Origin of the sequence: Streptococcus suis, from assembly GCF_019856455.1 — a bacterium.
In the GTDB taxonomy this organism is placed as follows: domain Bacteria; phylum Bacillota; class Bacilli; order Lactobacillales; family Streptococcaceae; genus Streptococcus; species Streptococcus suis_AE.
In genome coordinates, this window is record NZ_CP082205.1 from 2,467,702 (window position 1) to 2,485,677 (window position 17,976).

The window sequence follows — 17,976 nt, forward strand, 5'->3', positions numbered from 1 at the left end:
GACTACCTGAACAATTCCGTCGCATAGCTAATGGCAGAAAGAGCATAGAGGGGAGCCGTCTCCGCTCGGAGAATACGAGGACCTAGGCCTGTTTTGACCGCTCCTGCTTTTTCAAAAGCGACTACTTCCTCAGGCGACACGCCGCCTTCTGGACCGACGATAACCAGAACTGATTGTCCAACTTCTAAGCCAGACAAGATTTTCACCAGGTTGGCTTGTTCGCCCTCTTTAGCGGATTCTTCGTAGGCTAAGATAATCTGGTCAAAACCTGCCAGCTGGGCTAGGAAATCCGTTTTTTTCTCGAACAAGCGAACTACTGGAATCCGATTGCGTTTGCTTTGCTCGGCTGCTCCTTGGGCGATTTTTTCTAACTTTTCTGCTTTTTTGGCTAACTTTTTACCGTCCCATTTGACCACAGACCGGTCAGCTGGAAAGGCCCAGAGGGCTGCCATGCCTAATTCCGTTGCCTTTTGGGCGACAAATTCGAGCTTATCTCCCTTGGGAAAGCCCATGGCAATGATAACGGAAACGGGTAATTCAACATTGTCTGCCAATTCTTCGATGATTTCAACAGATTGGCTCTGGTTGTCTACTACGCGCGCCAAGCGTTTGATACTATCGTCAAAGACGAGGACAATCTGGTCATCTGCCTGCAAGCGCATGACAGAAAACATGTGCTTGGCAGTGTCCTTATCGCTAATCTGGAACACGCCCTGCGGTGCTCTGCCATTGACAAAATACTGCTGCATCCTAGCCTCCAATCACACCTGAGCGGTCAGCCGTCTTCTTAAAGACGCAGCAATTCCACTCGCCCTGAATCATGTGGGTCTCAAGGAAGAAGCCAGCCGCTTCCGCAGATGCTCGCACCATGTCCCACTTGTCTGCGATGATGCCGCTCATAATCAGGTAGCCCTCGTCCTTGACCAGACGGTAGGCATCCTCAGTCAGATGGATGAGAATGTCCGCCAAGATGTTGGCAACGATGACTTCTGCTTTAATATCAACGCCACGAAGCAAGTCACCTGCCGCGACATGAATATTGCTAGTATTGGCATTGAGGTCGATATTTTCCTGAGCTACACGCACCGCCACCTCATCCAAGTCATAGGCATAAATCTCCTTGGCACCTAGGAGGGAGCTAGCAATGGAAAGGACACCTGAACCTGTGCCGACGTCGATGACCGTTTCACCACCACGCAGGACCTGAGAAAGAGCAAAGAGGCTCATCTTGGTCGTCGGGTGAGTTCCCGTCCCGAAAGCCATGCCTGGATCCAGGCGGATAATCTTCTCTCCAGCAGTCGCCTCATAGTCCGTCCAAGACGGTACAATAGTCAAATCGTGGGTAATGCGAGCTGGCTCATAGTATTTCTTCCAGTTGTCCGCCCAGTCTTCCTCTGCCAATTCCTGACTTTCTAAGCTAATCTGACCTGTTTCCAAGCCAAATCCTGTCAAATCCGCCAGGCGAGTTGCCAAATCAGCCTTGATTTCCTCAATATCCAAATTGTCAGGATAGTAAGCCGTAATGGCAATCATATCTGACTGCTCCACCTCGGGATAAAGTTCGCCAAAACGATCTTCCTGCCCCACATAGTCAGCCGAGTCGCTAATCGCCACCCCCTGACTGCCCGTTTCAATCATCAGATTTGAAACTGCTTCTTCTGCATCACGATGCACGTGAATCGTTAATTCTTGCCATGAGTTCATGTTTGTTTTCCTTTTCTTCTCTATGTGTCAATCACTGTATTATTGTACCGATTTCTAGCCCATTTTACAAGTTAATGTTACGCGATGGAGCCCTAATAATACTTTTTCGAAAATTTTCTAATCGTACTGCGAATAAATATGTGTAGGAAAGTTTGAGACGGTGGTTCCAAGTTTCTGAACGGAGGTGATGCCCATGAAAGTGGACAGCAAATCTGCTAGAAAGGCTAGCCCATGCCAGATGGTAAGTAAACTTACTCATCTGGCAACGACAAATCCTATAAGATTTGTCTAGGGCACGCACTAGCTCGAGTTTTGAAAAATATCGTTTCAAAACTCTCACGTCGGAGAACTCTGGATTTATATTTATCAGGTCTACTTGTTGAAATGCTGAGCTTGATAATCGTCATCATTTTAGCTATTCGAGATAAAAAATAACCGTCAGCAAACTTTGACACAGTTCTGACGGTTATTTAATCTAACGAACTGAACCACCGTTTAGCGGTCCTACTGGGCGTTGAGCTGGAACTCAACGCCTTTTCTATTTTTATAATAGCAAAAGTTTCACCTGCAGTCAAGCAAGAGAGAAAACGGAATGTCAAATAGAATCTATTACCCTCAATTCTATACCAACTGCACCGTACTGTTCTAATTGTTCTCGCGAATAGTAAACTTCCATATCTTCTGGTTTCGCCCCTCTGATACTGCTTTGCGTATATCCACAAGACAATAAATCCAGTTCTTTGTATAACTGAGCAAAATTATCAAATATGTGAAGATCTAATACTTGCACCTCGATCGTTTGCGTCTGATTTTCTGTACAATAAAAACGGATGCGATCTCCAATTTGTATATGCTTGCGCTTCTCGTCATAAAGTCGTAGCTCAATAGTCTTCTGGCCAGACTTCATCATTTCAAAAGGTTTTGGAGCCAGTAACATTTCATGAACCATCTCAATACCTCGGATATGGGTAAAATTCCCCTTCCACCAAGTCTGCTCTGCCTTTTTCAAAAGCCTCGCTATCCCATGCAATGGCAAATTCTTGGGCTGCTGGGTCCGCCAAAAAGTCCATGAGGTCATCTAGGCCTTGGTCTGCGGTGTCCTTGAGAAAGCTTGCAAAATAGGTCAGAAACTCTGCTGAAAAGCCCTTCTTGGCGTCAAATGGCAGAGCGACCAGCTAGTCTTCCGCGTCAAAGCGAGACTTGTCCTGATTGTAGAAAAGGACATACTCCTCCAAGAAAATATCCTCTGCAGAGGCATTGCCTTCGTCGTCCACCGTTTCAATCCCAGCCACATTTTGTGCCTCCAAGATAAAAGCCAACTCAACAGCGTGGTTTTTCTTGTCCCAGTTAAGCTCGTAATCGTAGGTAAAATATTTGTCCAGTGCTGCTTCCAACACATCTAAAAAGCCATGTTTCGCCATGTTTATTTCCTCTTTTCTATAAATTCCAATAAATTTATTTCTCGACCGTATTTGACGGAAGCCCGCTTGTCTTTCTCCAAAATGGACTTGGTTAAATCTAGTTGATTTACCGCTGCTAAGGCTACAGCATAGTGAATAACGTCAGCTAATTCTTCTGCCAAACGAGCAGAGCTGTCGTCTTCGCTATCCATCATCTTACGGCCTGCACGCTTGTTCAGCAGCTCTGCCACTTCACCGATTTCTTCCACTAATTTCATAAAGAGACTTTGCTCTGGAACTGTCGTCCCATAGTGGTCACGCAAGTATTCTTCCAAAACACTCACCATCAACTCCGCCATCTTCGTTTCTCTCCAAATCCTAAAATTGTAGTATAATGATTATACCATAAATGTACTGAAAGGAGGCCTATGCCAGCCAATCTCGCCCTTCGTATGCGGCCAAAATCCATTGATGAAGTCATCGGTCAGGAACACCTGGTCGGTCCTGGAAAGATTATCCGTCGCATGATTGATGCCAATATGCTGTCGTCTATGATTCTCTACGGTCCGCCAGGGATTGGCAAGACCTCGATTGCGTCCGCAATTGCTGGCACGACCAAATATGCCTTTCGGACCTTTAATGCCACGACCGACAACCAAAAACGCCTGCAGGAAATCGCTGAAGAGGCTAAGTTTTCTGGCGGTCTGGTTCTCCTGCTCGATGAAATCCACCGCCTTAACAAGACCAAGCAGGACTTCCTGCTCCCTCTTTTGGAAAATGGCAATATCATCATGATTGGAGCAACGACGGAAAATCCATTTTTCTCAATCCTGCCTGCCATTCGCAGTCGGGTGCAGATTTTTGAGTTGCAACCTTTGCAAACCAGCCATATCCGACAGGCCTTGGAGTTGGCTTTGACAGACAGCGAACGTGGTTTTGACTTCCCTATTACCATTGAGCCTGAGGCTCTGGATTTCCTAGCCAATGCTACCAACGGTGACCTTCGTGCCGCCTACAATTCTCTAGAACTGGCTGTGCTTTCGACCAAGGAAAGTGACGACGGTAGCCGCCACATTGATCTGGACGCCGTAGAAAATAGCCTGCAAAAGTCCTACATCAGCATGGACAAGAACGGCGATGCCCACTACGACATCCTCTCCGCTCTGCAAAAATCCATTCGGGGTAGCGATGTCAATGCCAGCCTCCACTACGCCGCTCGTTTGATTGAGGCGGAAGACCTGCCTAGTCTGGCTCGTCGCTTAACCGTTATTGCCTACGAAGACATCGGCTTAGCCAATCCAGAGGCTCAGATTCATACGGTGACGGCCCTTGAAGCGGCTCAGAAAATTGGTTTTCCAGAAGCACGGATTTTGATTGCCAATGTGGTAGTCGATTTGGCTCTTTCTCCCAAGTCCAACTCTGCCTATCTGGCTATGGATGCAGCTCTGGCTGATTTACGGAAAAACGGCCATCTGCCCATTCCAAATCATCTTCGGGATGGCCACTATGCTGGCAGCAAGGAGCTGGGAAATGCTATTGGCTACCAGTATCCACATGCCTATCCTGAAAAATGGGTGGACCAGCAATACCTGCCCGATAAGTTACTGAATGCGGACTACTTCACCGCCAACGACACCGGCAAATACGAGCGTGCCTTGGGTATGACCCAAGAAAAGATAAAAAATTTGAAAAAAAATAGACGCCAAAATCCTTGATAGAACTGGTTTTTGGGCACATACACTTTGACACCGCTTACATTTTTGCCATTTTTCTCTTGATTTTTCAAAAAAAAGTGGTATTATTAAATCATAAATAAGAACTGCTGTGGTATACGAATTCATACCTATGTGTTGACCGACTATTTTTGTATTACTAGGGAGACAAAGATCCTCTGACAGTATGCAAGCTGGCACACCCAGAAGCAACTAAGTTAGAAACGCGTCACCCACCTGCTTTTAGCGTGCGGGATCAATACAATCCATGGATAACCGGTACCAATACAGCATTTTTATTTTTTACCTTCCTTAGCTCAGCTGGCAGAGCAGCGGACTCTTAATCCGTGGGTCGTAGGTTCGATCCCTACAGGGAGGATTGGTTGATATGAGGAAAGTCTTGATTTATCAAGGCTTTTTCTCGTTTTTTGAGTGAATTTGGTCAAAATTTGGTCAAAAAGAACCCTTTCACATTGTGAAGGGCTATTTTTTTAACTTATCCCACAGGACAACTCGTTTTTCCTGTAATGATTTCTGTACATCGATGATGCGTTGATTCGATGAGCCTCGAAATTGCAGCATAAGATTGCGCTTGGTACGGTCATAACGGCCGTCAACTAGAATATCTAAATAGGATAGTAACTCTAACTTATCCGGAGTTTCTAACATCATTTCTTCCCATGTGTAGCCTGTCCAAGACCAAATGTCCTTTTCTGGCAATTCTTTCCGAATTCGCTTTACGAGTGGGAGGACCGTGCCTGTGTTCAGAAAAGGCTCGCCACCCAAGAGGGTTAGGCCCTGTACATAGGGCTGGGCCAAGTCTGCTAAAATGCGGTCTTCAAGCTCCTTGGTATAGGGAATCCCAGCTTTAAAAGACCAGGTTGCAACATTGTAGCAGCCCTCGCAGTGAAACAGACAGCCACTAACATATAGAGAGCAACGGACTCCTTCTCCATCCACAAAGTTAAAGGCTTTGTAGTCTATTATTCGCCCTTGGCTAAATTCCTCGCTCTTCCATTCTTGTGGTTTAGGATTATTCATTTCAAATACCTGAGCATAAGCAAATGAAATCTAATCGTTTGGATGAATTCCGTTTTACCAGTACACAGACTGTTTTTATCCATAAATGGTACTTCCAATGCTTTAGCTCGGATTGATTCCAGCAAGCTTAGTGCGGAACCAATCTCAATTCCTTTCCTGTTTTGATTCAGTAGTTTGTCACTCCCATTAATCCTCAATCCAGTATCTTTCTACCCCGTCTCGAACATCTTCCAAAACGCCACCACAAGCCACAATCGTGCGACGGCTGGCTTGATTTTCTGTCGAGCAAGTCACAAGGACCTTGGAAATATTTTTGGTTGCGGCTTCCTGCAAACCAAGTCGCAGCTGGTCCTTGGCATAGCCCTTTCCTCGCTCGGTTGGGCGAATGGAATATCCGATATGACCGCCTTTATTGAGCAGGAAATCGTTGAGCCGTAGGCGTAGACTGAGAAAACCAAGGGCTCGACCAGTCTGGTCAAATGACACATATTGAATGGAAGGAACAAAACCGTCTGGCAGATTGAGACCTGCCTCATAGTCTTTGTTTCTAAAAATCCATTCTTCAAAGTCCACATCTTTGGAGATAAAGCCTCCGTCCATAGCTGAGCCTGCTTTTTCAAATTCTGCCAGCATCTCCAAAATCGTTTCCTTATCCGCTATAGTCGGTCTTCTTAATTCCATTTTAGTCTCCATATTGTCTCTTGAAAAATTCACTGATGATGTCCGTATCCAGTCCTAAATCCTGCACAATTTCTGCCTTGTGGAAATCATCATAGTTGTCCTTACCGCTCCAAACAAAAGAATTGGTCACAATCTGATAGTCCTTATCTGACTCGACTGCTCTGCCATTGACCACAAAACCCTCACCGCTTTGGACAATGCCCCACATCTGAGGGTGGAGGCCTGTCTTGAGGCTAGCCACCAAATCGCTGCCCTTGATACGAACTAAGAGTACTCGCTTGGAAAAGGGCAAGACCTTGACCAAGTCCGAATAAAAGATTGGTCCCGCCGACAAGGAAGCCCGAATGCCGAAGCCGTTGATGACCGCTCCATCTGCCTGCAAAACTAGTTGACTCGCCTGTTCAAATAAAGCCTGACAAATAACAGGGGCCAGAGTTGATAACCCTTGACGAATGCTGTCTCGCTCTCCGTCTAGTGCCTGAGGTAAAATCGCTATCGGTTGGGAAAAAACTGCGTCACGTTCCAATTTCATCTGGTCGATAATAGCCTTGACCGCCCTGTCTTCTTGGGTCAATTTCTCCACCTCAATTAAGTCATAAGCCAGGACCTCGTGCCGTCCATCTGCAAAACACCGCAGGGATAGATGACCGACAAAACGACCATACTGACCAGCCTGGCAGATACTAACTCCACCAATCTGACTAGGTTGCTTTAGAATGGTATGGGTATGTCCGCCCAAAATCACGTTAAGCTCAGGGAAATCCTTGGCCAAATGCACATCCTCATCGTATCCTAGATGACTGAGCAAGACCAGATGAGCCGATGAATTCTGACTCACAATCTGATCCACCAATCGCCGCAGAGATTGTCTATGGTCTTCAAAAATCACATTCTCCGACGGTGACGCAACCTCCTGGGTTTCCAAGGTAGTCAAACCGAGGACATAGAGGGGGTTCCCATTCATATCAAATTCTAGAAGATCCTCAAGCGGCACCAATTCATCTGCCGCCTCCACATCCTGATAGCGGAGATTGGAGGACACAATTGGAAACTGGGCATAGTCATCCAAGCGACTAAGCAACTCATCTCCGTGGTCAAACTCATGATTGCCCAAGGTCATAGCCTGACAACCAACTTGATTCATTAGCTCGATTTCCTTGACCCCTCGGTACATATTGAAAAAGATATTGCCCGAAAACAGATCCCCGCTGTCAAAGACAAAGGTCGGAATCCCCTTTTTCTTATGTGTGAGATAAAGATAGACACTCTTGATAGATTTATAAGCAATCTAAACCTTAGCCACAGCTTTACATTCCATATCTTCAGAACTAAGAACTGAACTACTCTAAGTTTATTTCTAACAGACTCAGCAATTACAGGATTATTTGCAGCTAGTTAATTTCAAAAACCAAATGGACTATGCAGGTCAGGTGCTAAAGTGCTTAATATAGACAATATGTAAAGACCCCCAGTTGAGAATTCGTGGATTTACCTGTACACTAGAATAAAAAAACAATCAACTTCTAACAGGAATTACCACACTCAATTGGAGGTCTTATATGTTTCATTTTACCACACTTTTCATCGGAATGGATGTTCACAAAGAAAGTTTTTCACTCTGCTATTATGATATGATGGCGAATCAATTCAAACATAGCACTAAAGTTGGTCCAAATGTTAGCTATATTGTGAACTATGTGAATGAGCTTCGTCGTTTATATGGTCAAGATGCAGAAGTGTTATGTGGCTACGAAGCCGGATGTCTTGGATTTACCCTATATCACCAGCTACAAGCTCACGGGATCCCCTGTATCGTGATGGCGCCTACAACGGTGATGAAGGAAGGATCTAAGCGTGTTAAGACTGATAAAAAAGATGCAGCTCAGCTCGCAAAAGCTCTGGCCTTTCGTAGCTATCGGCCTGTTCATATTCCTACTGTTGAGGATGAACAAGTCAAAGAATATATCCGCATGAGAACAGACCACAAAGTGGCTCTGAAGAAAATCAAACAACAAATTCTTGCCTTCTGTCTCCGACATGATTTTCGCTATACCGAGGGAAGCAGTAATTGGACACAGAAACATGTCCGCTGGCTCCGTTCCCTAAATCCTGATGGACTTTACGCAGAGATTTTGACAGAATATCTATTGACCTATGAGAAATTAGTAGATCAAATAGAACGGTATGATGCACGAATTGAGCAACTGGGTCAAAGCGACAGTTACCAAGAGAAGGTCTCACGGCTTTCTTGCTTTATTGGCATTAAAACACTAACTGCTCTTTCCATTGTGACAGAAATCGGTGATTTTAATCGCTTTGCGACAGCTCAACATTTTGCTTCTTATCTTGGGCTAACTCCTAGCGAAAATTCTAGCGGCGACAAGGAGAGAAGAGGTGCTATCACCAAAGCTGGGAATAGCCATGTGAGACGACTTCTGATAGAAGCTGCACAATCATTGGCTAAGGGGACGATTGGGTATAAATCCAAAGAATTGAAAAGGAGACAAAGTGGAAACCGAGTGGAGGTGATTGCTTATGCGGATAAGGCTAATGAACGCTTAAGAAGACGTTATCGCACACTTGTTCTAGGAAAAAATAAGAAACAAAATGTTGCTAAAACAGCTATTGCACGAGAATTGTCTGGTTTTATTTGGGGGATGATGACAGGAAGAATAGCTTGAAGTTAGCGCTTGTTTTCATGTACACTTTTGACCATTAAGTTTTATCATCGCAGAGCGATGAGGAATCCCTATTTCTATCCAAAATCACTGGGTGAATTTGGACAGAAATAAGGATTGAAATCATGTTTGAATGGAAAGTATCTTGAAGGAGTTTAGGACTTCAAGGTTTGAGTCATCTACGAAACGACTAAGTGGCACAATTGTGATCCACGCTTATAGAGAGTAGGACTCGCGGCAGAACCATTGACCTGTAGGTAACCAATCCACGAATATCAGAGTGGCCAATGCCCGAAGCTAAGAACTAGGCTCTTTCTAGATACTTTTCATTTTTTTATCAGTTCGATTGTTTTTACTTGACAAAGGGCTTTACATATCAGGGAAGCAGTAATTGGACACAGAAACATGTCCGCTGGCTCCGTTCCCTAAATCCTGATGGACTTTACGCAGAGATTTTGACAGAATATCTATTGACCTATGAGAAATTAGTAGATCAAATAGAACGGTATGATGCACGAATTGAGCAACTGGGTCAAAGCGACAGTTACCAAGAGAAGGTCTCACGGCTTTCTTGCTTTATTGGCATTAAAACACTAACTGCTCTTTCCATTGTGACAGAAATCGGTGATTTTAATCGCTTTGCGACAGCTCAACATTTTGCTTCTTATCTTGGGCTAACTCCTAGCGAAAATTCTAGCGGCGACAAGGAGAGAAGAGGTGCTATCACCAAAGCTGGGAATAGCCATGTGAGACGACTTCTGATAGAAGCTGCACAATCATTGGCTAAGGGGACGATTGGGTATAAATCCAAAGAATTGAAAAGGAGACAAAGTGGAAACCGAGTGGAGGTGATTGCTTATGCGGATAAGGCTAATGAACGCTTAAGAAGACGTTATCGCACACTTGTTCTAGGAAAAAATAAGAAACAAAATGTTGCTAAAACAGCTATTGCACGAGAATTGTCTGGTTTTATTTGGGGGATGATGACAGGAAGAATAGCTTGAAGTTAGCGCTTGTTTTCATGTACACTTTTGACCATTAAGTTTTATCATCGCAGAGCGATGAGGAATCCCTATTTCTATCCAAAATCACTGGGTGAATTTGGACAGAAATAAGGATTGAAATCATGTTTGAATGGAAAGTATCTTGAAGGAGTTTAGGACTTCAAGGTTTGAGTCATCTACGAAACGACTAAGTGGCACAATTGTGATCCACGCTTATAGAGAGTAGGACTCGCGGCAGAACCATTGACCTGTAGGTAACCAATCCACGAATATCAGAGTGGCCAATGCCCGAAGCTAAGAACTAGGCTCTTTCTAGATACTTTTCATTTTTTTATCAGTTCGATTGTTTTTACTTGACAAAGGGCTTTACATATCAGTCATTTGAATTAGAAATAGGATAACCTCAGGTTATAGTGTCAGTAGCCCATTCCCAAAGTAGTTTCAGAGTCCTAAAATTGATAAGCTCAGATATGTCCCGTTTCTAATTCACGTCACTATAATTGGAGAGTGGTGCTATAAGAAGAACTATGGAAACACGTTTTTCTGAACTGTATTGCCTATTTGATATTGAACATACATTTACAAGAAGGCTAACTAGTCTACAATCACGACTGGACCAAATTATTCTTACCCACAATTTACACTATTTTGAAATTAACTAGTACCACGGGTAACTACATTATAAAGTGAAACTCAATTTCTATAATTTTGTTATCTTGAAAAATCGGCAAACAACTGAAAGTAATATTGGTTTGAGAAAATAAATTGGACAATATTATTACGGTCTCTAAAAGATAATCTGTTATATTCACAAAATAATGATTTTTTTTGCTAGTTATATCAATAAAAGAAACATCAATATCTTTGCCATGAATATTCGACAAATGTTGTTTTACTTGCTCTAACAATGTATCAAGAAATATATTTTTTTCCATAAAAACGCTTCCCTTTATTCAGAAATTATAGTATAATTATACCATACAATCAATAAAAAGGAGTTTTCTATTATGAAGAAATGGATTTTCTCATTTATCTCAATATTAATTATTATTCTTCCATCAATGTCTGTACAAGCTATTACATTGGGTTCGGACAATATCAGCCCTTACAGCACCTCCTATGGAAATGGCGGGGTATCTAAAATAGAAATAACAGGAAATAGAAATAACGTTTGGTGGTATGTCAAACCGTCTACTTCTCACGCATACACTTTCAATGGGGGTATCAGCGTTTTATTTACAAATGGAACATCCGCTTATTATCCAATAACAAAATCTGGAAGAGGCGGCCAATCAGTAAGCGACATTATTTATCTAAACAAAAAAATCAAAAGAGTATCTCTGAATGGAATAGCCTATGGGTTAGGAGGTATCCAAATAACACTTCCTAATTCAGAAACAAATAGTTATGCCGGTGGAGGATCAGGTATGTCAAAACCTAATGACACAATAATTGCCGTTGAATAATTAATTACAAAATACTAAACACCAAACAAATTATAGTACATATACAAACCGAAATCAGTAAAAAAGTTCCATATTCCAAGGGACTTTTTTTTACTGGTTTCAGACCAGCTTCAGCGCTTGTCCTTTCTATCTGGCCACTTTCTCATTACCATCCCGAATGTTCGCAATCAGTTGCGCCTTCTTTGGAAAATTCTCCATGTAGGAATGCATATCATTGGTATGGAGAATGCTGATATCTGTAAAATTCATACTATTTCTTCTTATTTTTTGCTTGTTTGAGCAATTCCTGCACACGCGCTTTTTTATCCTGCTTCACATTAGAATTCTTCTCATGATAGCGTGTCACCAGGGCCTTCCCCTTATCGTCTAATTGATATTTTCCCATTGTTTTCTCCTCTTTTTTTATCTCTTATTTGTTTATAATAAACTTCCACAGCTAACTGGAACTGTGGAAGCTCTACATAGTCTGTTTATTACTTATAAGCTCGACCCATTCATGTGTTTCACACGCGCCGAAATTTCCTTGTGACGGCCTTTTACCATCGGACGGGCCTGTGGATTGCCTAGATAACCACAAGTTCGTTTAACAACATCCACCGACTTAGGATCGCTATTCCCGCAATTTGGACACTTGAAGCCACGCTCCGTCGGCTCAAAATCACCTTCAAAATCGCAAGCGTAACAATGGTCAATCGGAGTATTGGTTCCCAAGTAACCAACACGGTCATAAGCATAGTCCCAAACAGCTTCCAAGGCCTTTGGATTTTGTTGCAGCACAGGGTATTCACAGTAATGGATAAATCCACCACTGGCACCTACAGCAGGATAAATTTTCTCAAAGTCCAGTTTTTCAAACGGTGTTGGATTTTTGCGTACATCATAATGGAAACTGTTAGTGTAATATTCTTTATCTGTAATGTCCTTAACGATGCCAAATTTCTCTGTATCCATACGGCAGAAGCGGTCTGTCAGGCTTTCAGATGGTGTCGAATAAACTGAGAAATGATAACCATATTCATCCGACCAATCTTCAACCAAGTTTTTCATTTTCTTGATAATATCCACCGTGAAATCTTTTGCCTCTGGGTTGTTCTCCCATTCGCCACCGTAAAATACGGTTGCGACTTCATACAAACCAATGTACCCCAAAGATACGGTTGCTCGACGATTTTTAAAGACTTCATCTACTGCGTCTGTCTTAGCCAAGCGTTTGCCGAATGCTCCATACTGATAGAGAATTGGTGCATTGGCAGGTGTCGCCTCTTTCACTCGTTCCACACGATAGATCAGGGCATCCTTGGCAATGGCCATGCGTTCTGCAAAGATTTCCCAGAACTTATCCATATCTCCTGCAGACTCCATAGCAATCCGTGGCAGATTGACGGTCACGACACCCAAGTTCATCCGACCAGATGTCACATCCTGCCCATTTTCATCCTTCCAGCCTTGAAGGAAAGAACGGCAGCCCATTGGCACCTTGAAAGAACCTGTCAACTCAACAATCTTATCATAAGAAAGCATATCTGGATACATACGCTTGGTTGCACATTCAATCGCCAATTGCTTGATGTCATAGTTTGGAGAATCTGGCTCCAAGTTCAAGCCACGCTTAACTGTGAAAATCAGCTTAGGAAAGATAGCTGTCCGACCTTCGCGTCCCAGACCCTTGATACGAATGTTCAAAATCGCTTTTTGAATTTCTCGCTCAAACCAGGATGTTCCTAGGCCAAAACCGAGTGAGGTAAAGGGTGTTTGTCCATTGGAAGTAAAAAGGGTGTTAATTTCATACTCCAAAGACTGCATAGCGTCATAGATGTCTTTTTGCGTTTTAGCACGCGCATATTCTTCTTGCTTGTCTGCTAACACCCAATCCTTGGCGTCTTTCAAATGCTTTTGGTAGTTAAGTTCCGCATAGGGCGCCAAAACTTCATCAATACGGTCAGCTGAGCAACCACCATATTGACTAGAAGCCACATTGGCAATGATTTGTGAAATCTGAGCCGTAGCTGTTTGAATTGATTTTGGACTTTCTACATCCGCATTTCCTATCTTGAAGCCCTGTGCCAACATCCCTTTAAAATCAATCAAACAACAATTAGTCATTGGTGTATAAGGGCTGTAATCCAAGTCATGATAATGGATGTCCCCCTTTTGATGGGCATTGGCCACATGAGCTGGCAATAATTTGAGACCGATTGACTTGCCAACAATCCCCGCTGTCAAATCCCGCTGGGTGTTGAAAACATCCGCATCTTTATTAGCGTTTTCATTGACCACAGACTGGTCCTTGCTCAACAGCTTATGAATTTCAAAATTAATATCGGTAGCCTGATGAAGGCGAAAATCACGGCGTGTTCGGTATTGAATATAAAGCTCCGCCAAATCATATAAATGAGCCTTTAACAATTCCTGTTCAACGACCGTTTGAATTTCGTAAATTTGAATATCTTTCTCAAATCGGCGACCAATTTCAGCCAAAACAGCTTCTAATACTATTTTCAAACCTGCTTCTGAAACAGGATGTTCTAATTCTTGGTTTGCCCGCCGAAGAGCAGAAAAAATCTTATCCTGGTCAAAGGATACTGTCCGTCCATCACGTTTCAAAACCAATAATTCTATACTCGGTAAGACATTTTCTTGCACATTCATCTGACAAACCTCCAAAATTCTTCACTTCTATTAGTGTAGCACTTCACAAAACAAAAATCAATATCTTGTGTAAAAAAATATAAAAATAGAAAAATTACACTAAATATAGACTTCGTTTCTGAAAAACAAATGAAAACAAGAGCCTATTCTGACTCTTGTTTTCTAGTCCATAAAAAGTACAGGTTAATAGCACAGGCCACTAAAATCACAGCAGGCCAAAGCAAATTTAACAAAGGAAGTTTACCGACATTGTAGGCAATATAGAGAGTATTCCACACTCCAACAAAATGATAGTGCTATTATACTACAAACGACCATTGATGTCCTTTATCTGCCGCTCCATTTTCCGATGGTTTAGGAAAAATAGCAGAGCGTAAATCAAGACAAAGATAAACCAGAAAAAGAGAAGGGCCCCAAGTTTCACGGGAAACCAACCAGCCAAAATGCCCAGCGGTGTGAAGCCTAAAGCTGTGATTCCAAAATGCGTTGCCGTCATTCGTAAAAGGCTCCAGTCCTGTTCAAAAATCTTGTCTGCCAGCTGGAACAAGAGACCGATTGCCGCCCAAATGGCTACACAAATCATCATGACGGTTACTTGACTAAAGTTGCTCAGGTAGTAAGCCCCCATGGTTGAAAAGGGATTGAGAGGGAGGTAGGTTCCCTGTCCGAAGACGGCTGATGTGATAAAAGTGTGGTAAAATGAAACATATAAGACCTCCAATTGAGTGTGGTAATTCCTGTTAGAAGTTGATTGTTTTTTTATTCTAGTGTACAGGTAAATCCACGAATTCTCAACTGGGGGTCTTTACATATTGTCTATACTTTCATATTCTCTCCTTTCTCTTTCCGCCCCTATTAAACACCATTTCTCGAGTGGTTTCAAGGGCTTTTGGCTATGTGGTCGATTTCCTGCACTAAACGGCAAAAAAGCCAGAACAGTTGTCCTGACTTAGTCATTCTTTAGAAATGTTATCCCCGTCACTATCTGCCAAGCTGTGATAGGATAGACGGTTAAGCGTTCATAAATGGCCATTACCGCCACTTGATTTTCTGCGATTGCCGTCTGCAACAATCCTGCAGCGACAAAACCACACAATCCGAGAAAAATACTACTGGAGCGATAAACCATTTTTTGATCGGGCAGGAAAAGACCTGTCAACAGCAAGATGCTATTGCCCATCATAAAGGACAGACGTGCCCCAAATCCATGCAAACCATCCTGACCAGGTACACCGCCTTGGAAGAAACCAACCAAGAGACTTCCTAGACCAAAGAGGGTGACAATTAGCAAGAAAATGATGGCTAAAATCGGATATCTCTGCCTCATTTTTGGGAACATAAGCAGAGCATAGGAGAGGACAAAGCCAATCGCAGTTAGAATAAAGCCGCTATTCATGACAATCGCCCAATTTGAAAAGTTTTCTGGCACACCAGCTACCTGCTGGCCATTGTATACCCCAAGAGCTGAAATAAACTGCCGACCATAGACATAGCTAAGCGGATAGCCCGTTCCAATGGCAGCGATTAATTCGGTTCCTAGGTAAATACTGGCATTTATTAGAAAGCCAATGGCTCCCCATTTTTGTAGATTTTGTACTCTCATCTTTTTCCTTACTTACTTTCTCTTGGCATTTTGCCACTAGACTTATTTAAAATCTGTAATTTTTTCTGCCTCAATACGAACAGAGTCGAATCCTGGTTCTTTGGCTTTTCCAATTGAAACCATCAGAACGGGAATATAACGGTTTGGATCCAATTCAAAAGTCGCCGCCATCTCCTCAGGGTCAAAACCTGACATAGGATTAGTGTCATAACCGTGAGAACGTGCTACTAACATCAACTGCATAGCAGCTAGACTAGCGTCCATTTTGACGACCTCTCTCATCGTAGCTGGTGATAAGGCATCATACATACTCTTAATCGCAGGCACCTGATAGTCTCGGACTTCAGGAGGCATCTTACCTTCCGCTACAGCTCAGTCATAGATAACTTCTGTGCGGTCCTGGGGCTTGATATCTGCAAAGATTAAAATTACCGCTGAAGCAGTGTCGACTTGTTTGGTATTAAAGCGTACCATGGGACGCAACTTGGCCTTAGCAGCTGCGCTTTCCACAACCACAAAACGCCAAGGCTGCAAGTTCACAGAAGATGGAGCTGTAGTGGCTTTGTTCAGCATTTCAAGCATTTCTTCGTGGTCAATCGTCACAGTCTCATCATATACTTTGATAGACTTGCGACCAAATATAATCTCATTAAAATCATTAGTTACCATACACGATTATCTTCCTTACATTAGCGCTGTTTTTACATGGGAAAGTAGAGCATAGGTTGTTGCGGGGAAAGCAAAAATCATGCGATTTAAATCTGTTGCTGTCAACCGTTGATTGATAATCAAGGTCAGCAAATTAATCATCTCTCCTGCTTCATGCCCAATCAAGGCCGCACCCTTCAAGGTCTTATCACTTCCTACAATCAGCGTAAAGTGAGCTTCTGTCTCCAACTTAGTTTGGAATTTTAATTGTTGTCCAAAGGGAATCTCTACAATCTTGTACTGTTCAGGATTTGCTTGGGCCTCTGCAACCGTAACACCAACTTGAGCCAGACGTGGTAGCGTGAAAACGACATTTGGAACAACTGGATAGGCAATCGGAGCTGGATTGCCCAAAATATGCTCCGCAATGTAGCTAGACTCAAAGCTAGCAGTCGGTGTCAAGCGTGGAATTGTTTTAGAAACCACATCACCAGACGCGTAGATATTGGATAGAGATGTCTGCATGAACTCATTCACCTTGATGCCAGTGCGATCAAAATCCACTCCAACCTCTTCTAAGCCTAGACCTTCTACATTTGAGACACGGCCTGTGGCGTCAATAATGGTGTCTGTCTCGATTTCTAAGCCCTGAGCTGTTTTGACAAGAAGACCACTTGCTGTTTTTTCAGCTGAAACAACCGCTTGATTGAAATGGAAGCTAACACCATCGGCGATCATTTTATCAATGACACTAGCTACCATTTGTTCAGGATAGGCTGCTAAAGCACGATCTGCAAACTCGATGATGTGAACTTCTGAACCCAGTAGCGAAGCCATTGTCGCAAACTCTAGCGAAATAATCCCAGCACCGATAAAGACGATTCTTTCTGGCATATGGTCCATATCAAGAAAGGCACGGCTGTCTTGGAACCATTCATTCCCAGGGACATTTAGTCGAGCAGGGCGTTGACCTGTTCCAATCACGATAAAGTCTGTGGTAATTTCCTTATCATCAACCATCACTGTGTGAAGATCTTTTAACTGCCCGTGTCCTTTTAAAAGATCAATTGACAGGCTGGCAAACATACCTTCTAACATAGGAGAGTAGGTTGGAATTTCCTCTTTTTTATACGCCATCAATTTTTCCCAGGAAATCTCACCTGTTTTGGCAATCCCTGCTTTTTCATACCGTGCCAAACCATCCATAAATTCAAATGGACTTTCTAATAAAAACTTGGCATTACAACCGTAGTTTGTGCAAGTTCCTGCTGTGATATCTTTTTCGACAATGGCTACTTTCTTGCCAGCCTTTGCTAAATCAACCGCAGCATGCCAGTTGGCATGTCCTGAACCGATAAAGGTGACATCGTATTGATACATCGTTCTTCCT

At 43.0% G+C, this 17,976-nt stretch carries 15 protein-coding genes, 1 tRNA gene, 1 other RNA gene and 5 pseudogenes; 7 read left to right on the forward strand and 15 right to left on the reverse strand.

The window, feature by feature from the left end:
• Positions 1–2: 2 nt before the first annotated feature.
• The 5 genes and pseudogenes from K6969_RS11845 to K6969_RS11865 all read right to left on the reverse strand — a co-directional run bounded on the left by K6969_RS11845 (position 3) and on the right by K6969_RS11865 (position 3,463).
• A complete protein-coding gene (locus K6969_RS11845; RefSeq protein WP_321537422.1) occupies positions 3–749 on the reverse strand; it encodes a 16S rRNA (uracil(1498)-N(3))-methyltransferase in 747 nt (248 codons plus the stop codon).
• A 1-nt stretch (position 750) separates the two neighbouring features.
• Complete coding sequence (gene prmA / locus K6969_RS11850) at positions 751–1,704, reverse strand: 50S ribosomal protein L11 methyltransferase (RefSeq protein ID WP_029173672.1); 954 nt, start codon at positions 1,702–1,704, stop codon at positions 751–753.
• A 595-nt stretch (positions 1,705–2,299) separates the two neighbouring features.
• On the reverse strand, positions 2,300–2,653 hold the full coding sequence (locus K6969_RS11855; RefSeq protein WP_029173673.1) for an ASCH domain-containing protein: 354 nt from the start codon (positions 2,651–2,653) through the stop codon (positions 2,300–2,302).
• A gap of 1 nt (position 2,654) precedes the next feature.
• Positions 2,655–3,125 (reverse strand): annotated as a pseudogene (locus K6969_RS11860) (DUF3013 family protein).
• Positions 3,126–3,127: 2 nt separating this feature from the next.
• Positions 3,128–3,463: a MazG nucleotide pyrophosphohydrolase domain-containing protein gene (locus K6969_RS11865; RefSeq protein ID WP_029173675.1), complete on the reverse strand. Its 336-nt coding sequence runs from the start codon at positions 3,461–3,463 to the stop codon at positions 3,128–3,130.
• 69 nt (positions 3,464–3,532) lie between these two features.
• Between K6969_RS11865 and K6969_RS11870 the strand changes: the two genes are divergently transcribed.
• The 3 genes from K6969_RS11870 (at position 3,533) to K6969_RS11880 (ending at position 5,195) form a co-directional block, all read left to right on the forward strand.
• Positions 3,533–4,819, forward strand: a complete 1,287-nt coding sequence (locus K6969_RS11870) for a replication-associated recombination protein A (protein ID WP_171943056.1) — start codon at positions 3,533–3,535, stop codon at positions 4,817–4,819.
• A gap of 101 nt (positions 4,820–4,920) precedes the next feature.
• Positions 4,921–5,114: non-coding RNA, 6S RNA (gene ssrS, locus K6969_RS11875), on the forward strand.
• Between the two features lie 8 nt (positions 5,115–5,122).
• Positions 5,123–5,195, forward strand: a tRNA-Lys gene (locus K6969_RS11880).
• Between the two features lie 104 nt (positions 5,196–5,299).
• Here K6969_RS11880 and nrdG read toward each other — a convergent pair.
• The 3 genes and pseudogenes from nrdG to K6969_RS11895 all read right to left on the reverse strand — a co-directional run.
• Positions 5,300–5,857: an anaerobic ribonucleoside-triphosphate reductase activating protein gene (nrdG, locus tag K6969_RS11885; RefSeq protein ID WP_171943055.1), complete on the reverse strand. Its 558-nt coding sequence runs from the start codon at positions 5,855–5,857 to the stop codon at positions 5,300–5,302.
• 186 nt (positions 5,858–6,043) lie between these two features.
• The gene (locus tag K6969_RS11890; RefSeq protein ID WP_024411030.1) at positions 6,044–6,538 is read right to left on the reverse strand and encodes a GNAT family N-acetyltransferase; all 495 of its coding nucleotides are present in this window, start codon (positions 6,536–6,538) and stop codon (positions 6,044–6,046) included.
• Between the two features lies 1 nt (position 6,539).
• Positions 6,540–7,784 (reverse strand): annotated as a pseudogene (locus K6969_RS11895) (bifunctional metallophosphatase/5'-nucleotidase); the annotation flags it as partial.
• Between the two features lie 313 nt (positions 7,785–8,097).
• Between K6969_RS11895 and K6969_RS11900 the strand changes: the two are divergent.
• From K6969_RS11900 to K6969_RS11910, 3 genes and pseudogenes are all read left to right on the forward strand, one after another.
• Positions 8,098–9,219, forward strand: coding sequence for an IS110 family transposase (locus K6969_RS11900; RefSeq protein WP_015445098.1), 1,122 nt, complete (start codon positions 8,098–8,100; stop codon positions 9,217–9,219).
• Between the two features lie 371 nt (positions 9,220–9,590).
• Positions 9,591–10,220, forward strand: a pseudogene (locus K6969_RS11905) (transposase); the annotation flags it as partial.
• A gap of 512 nt (positions 10,221–10,732) precedes the next feature.
• Positions 10,733–10,882, forward strand: a pseudogene (locus K6969_RS11910) (IS982 family transposase); the annotation flags it as partial.
• Between the two features lie 12 nt (positions 10,883–10,894).
• Here the strand turns inward: K6969_RS11910 and K6969_RS11915 are convergent.
• Positions 10,895–11,155, reverse strand: coding sequence for a hypothetical protein (locus K6969_RS11915; RefSeq protein ID WP_029173656.1), 261 nt, complete (start codon positions 11,153–11,155; stop codon positions 10,895–10,897).
• A 72-nt stretch (positions 11,156–11,227) separates the two neighbouring features.
• On the opposite strand from K6969_RS11915, the gene K6969_RS11920 reads away from it, so the two are divergent.
• On the forward strand, positions 11,228–11,686 hold the full coding sequence (locus tag K6969_RS11920; protein WP_029173657.1) for a hypothetical protein: 459 nt from the start codon (positions 11,228–11,230) through the stop codon (positions 11,684–11,686).
• Positions 11,687–11,936: 250 nt separating this feature from the next.
• On the opposite strand, the gene K6969_RS11925 is transcribed toward K6969_RS11920, so the two are convergent.
• From K6969_RS11925 to K6969_RS11950, 6 genes and pseudogenes are all read right to left on the reverse strand, one after another.
• Positions 11,937–12,071, reverse strand: a complete 135-nt coding sequence (locus K6969_RS11925) for a hypothetical protein (RefSeq protein WP_002939130.1) — start codon at positions 12,069–12,071, stop codon at positions 11,937–11,939.
• Between the two features lie 92 nt (positions 12,072–12,163).
• Positions 12,164–14,335 carry an anaerobic ribonucleoside-triphosphate reductase gene (gene nrdD / locus K6969_RS11930; RefSeq protein WP_171942801.1) on the reverse strand — a complete coding sequence of 724 codons (2,172 nt, stop codon included), beginning with the start codon at positions 14,333–14,335 and terminating at the stop codon, positions 12,164–12,166.
• Positions 14,336–14,639: 304 nt separating this feature from the next.
• The gene (locus K6969_RS11935; protein WP_171942800.1) at positions 14,640–15,056 is read right to left on the reverse strand and encodes a DUF3021 domain-containing protein; all 417 of its coding nucleotides are present in this window, start codon (positions 15,054–15,056) and stop codon (positions 14,640–14,642) included.
• Between the two features lie 228 nt (positions 15,057–15,284).
• On the reverse strand, positions 15,285–15,938 hold the full coding sequence (locus K6969_RS11940) for a DUF998 domain-containing protein (protein ID WP_029173748.1): 654 nt from the start codon (positions 15,936–15,938) through the stop codon (positions 15,285–15,287).
• A gap of 42 nt (positions 15,939–15,980) precedes the next feature.
• A pseudogene (locus K6969_RS11945) lies at positions 15,981–16,607 on the reverse strand (nitroreductase family protein).
• Positions 16,608–16,622: 15 nt separating this feature from the next.
• Positions 16,623–17,966, reverse strand: coding sequence for a dihydrolipoyl dehydrogenase family protein (locus K6969_RS11950; RefSeq protein ID WP_029173749.1), 1,344 nt, complete (start codon positions 17,964–17,966; stop codon positions 16,623–16,625).
• Positions 17,967–17,976: the final 10 nt, after the last annotated feature.

What these genes read in the sequence shown, in the direction of transcription:
- K6969_RS11845 (WP_321537422.1), bottom strand. Translation starts at nt 749, where the DNA reads ATGCAGCAGTATTTTGTCAATGGCAGAGCACCGCAGGGCGTGTTCCAG.
- prmA (WP_029173672.1), bottom strand. Translation starts at nt 1,704, where the DNA reads ATGAACTCATGGCAAGAATTAACGATTCACGTGCATCGTGATGCAGAA.
- K6969_RS11855 (WP_029173673.1), bottom strand. Translation starts at nt 2,653, where the DNA reads ATGGTTCATGAAATGTTACTGGCTCCAAAACCTTTTGAAATGATGAAG.
- K6969_RS11865 (WP_029173675.1), bottom strand. Translation starts at nt 3,463, where the DNA reads ATGGCGGAGTTGATGGTGAGTGTTTTGGAAGAATACTTGCGTGACCAC.
- K6969_RS11870 (WP_171943056.1), top strand. Translation starts at nt 3,533, where the DNA reads ATGCCAGCCAATCTCGCCCTTCGTATGCGGCCAAAATCCATTGATGAA.
- nrdG (WP_171943055.1), bottom strand. Translation starts at nt 5,857, where the DNA reads ATGAATAATCCTAAACCACAAGAATGGAAGAGCGAGGAATTTAGCCAA.
- K6969_RS11890 (WP_024411030.1), bottom strand. Translation starts at nt 6,538, where the DNA reads ATGGAATTAAGAAGACCGACTATAGCGGATAAGGAAACGATTTTGGAG.
- K6969_RS11900 (WP_015445098.1), top strand. Translation starts at nt 8,098, where the DNA reads ATGTTTCATTTTACCACACTTTTCATCGGAATGGATGTTCACAAAGAA.
- K6969_RS11915 (WP_029173656.1), bottom strand. Translation starts at nt 11,155, where the DNA reads ATGGAAAAAAATATATTTCTTGATACATTGTTAGAGCAAGTAAAACAA.
- K6969_RS11920 (WP_029173657.1), top strand. Translation starts at nt 11,228, where the DNA reads ATGAAGAAATGGATTTTCTCATTTATCTCAATATTAATTATTATTCTT.
- K6969_RS11925 (WP_002939130.1), bottom strand. Translation starts at nt 12,071, where the DNA reads ATGGGAAAATATCAATTAGACGATAAGGGGAAGGCCCTGGTGACACGC.
- nrdD (WP_171942801.1), bottom strand. Translation starts at nt 14,335, where the DNA reads ATGAATGTGCAAGAAAATGTCTTACCGAGTATAGAATTATTGGTTTTG.
- K6969_RS11940 (WP_029173748.1), bottom strand. Translation starts at nt 15,938, where the DNA reads ATGAGAGTACAAAATCTACAAAAATGGGGAGCCATTGGCTTTCTAATA.
- K6969_RS11950 (WP_029173749.1), bottom strand. Translation starts at nt 17,966, where the DNA reads ATGTATCAATACGATGTCACCTTTATCGGTTCAGGACATGCCAACTGG.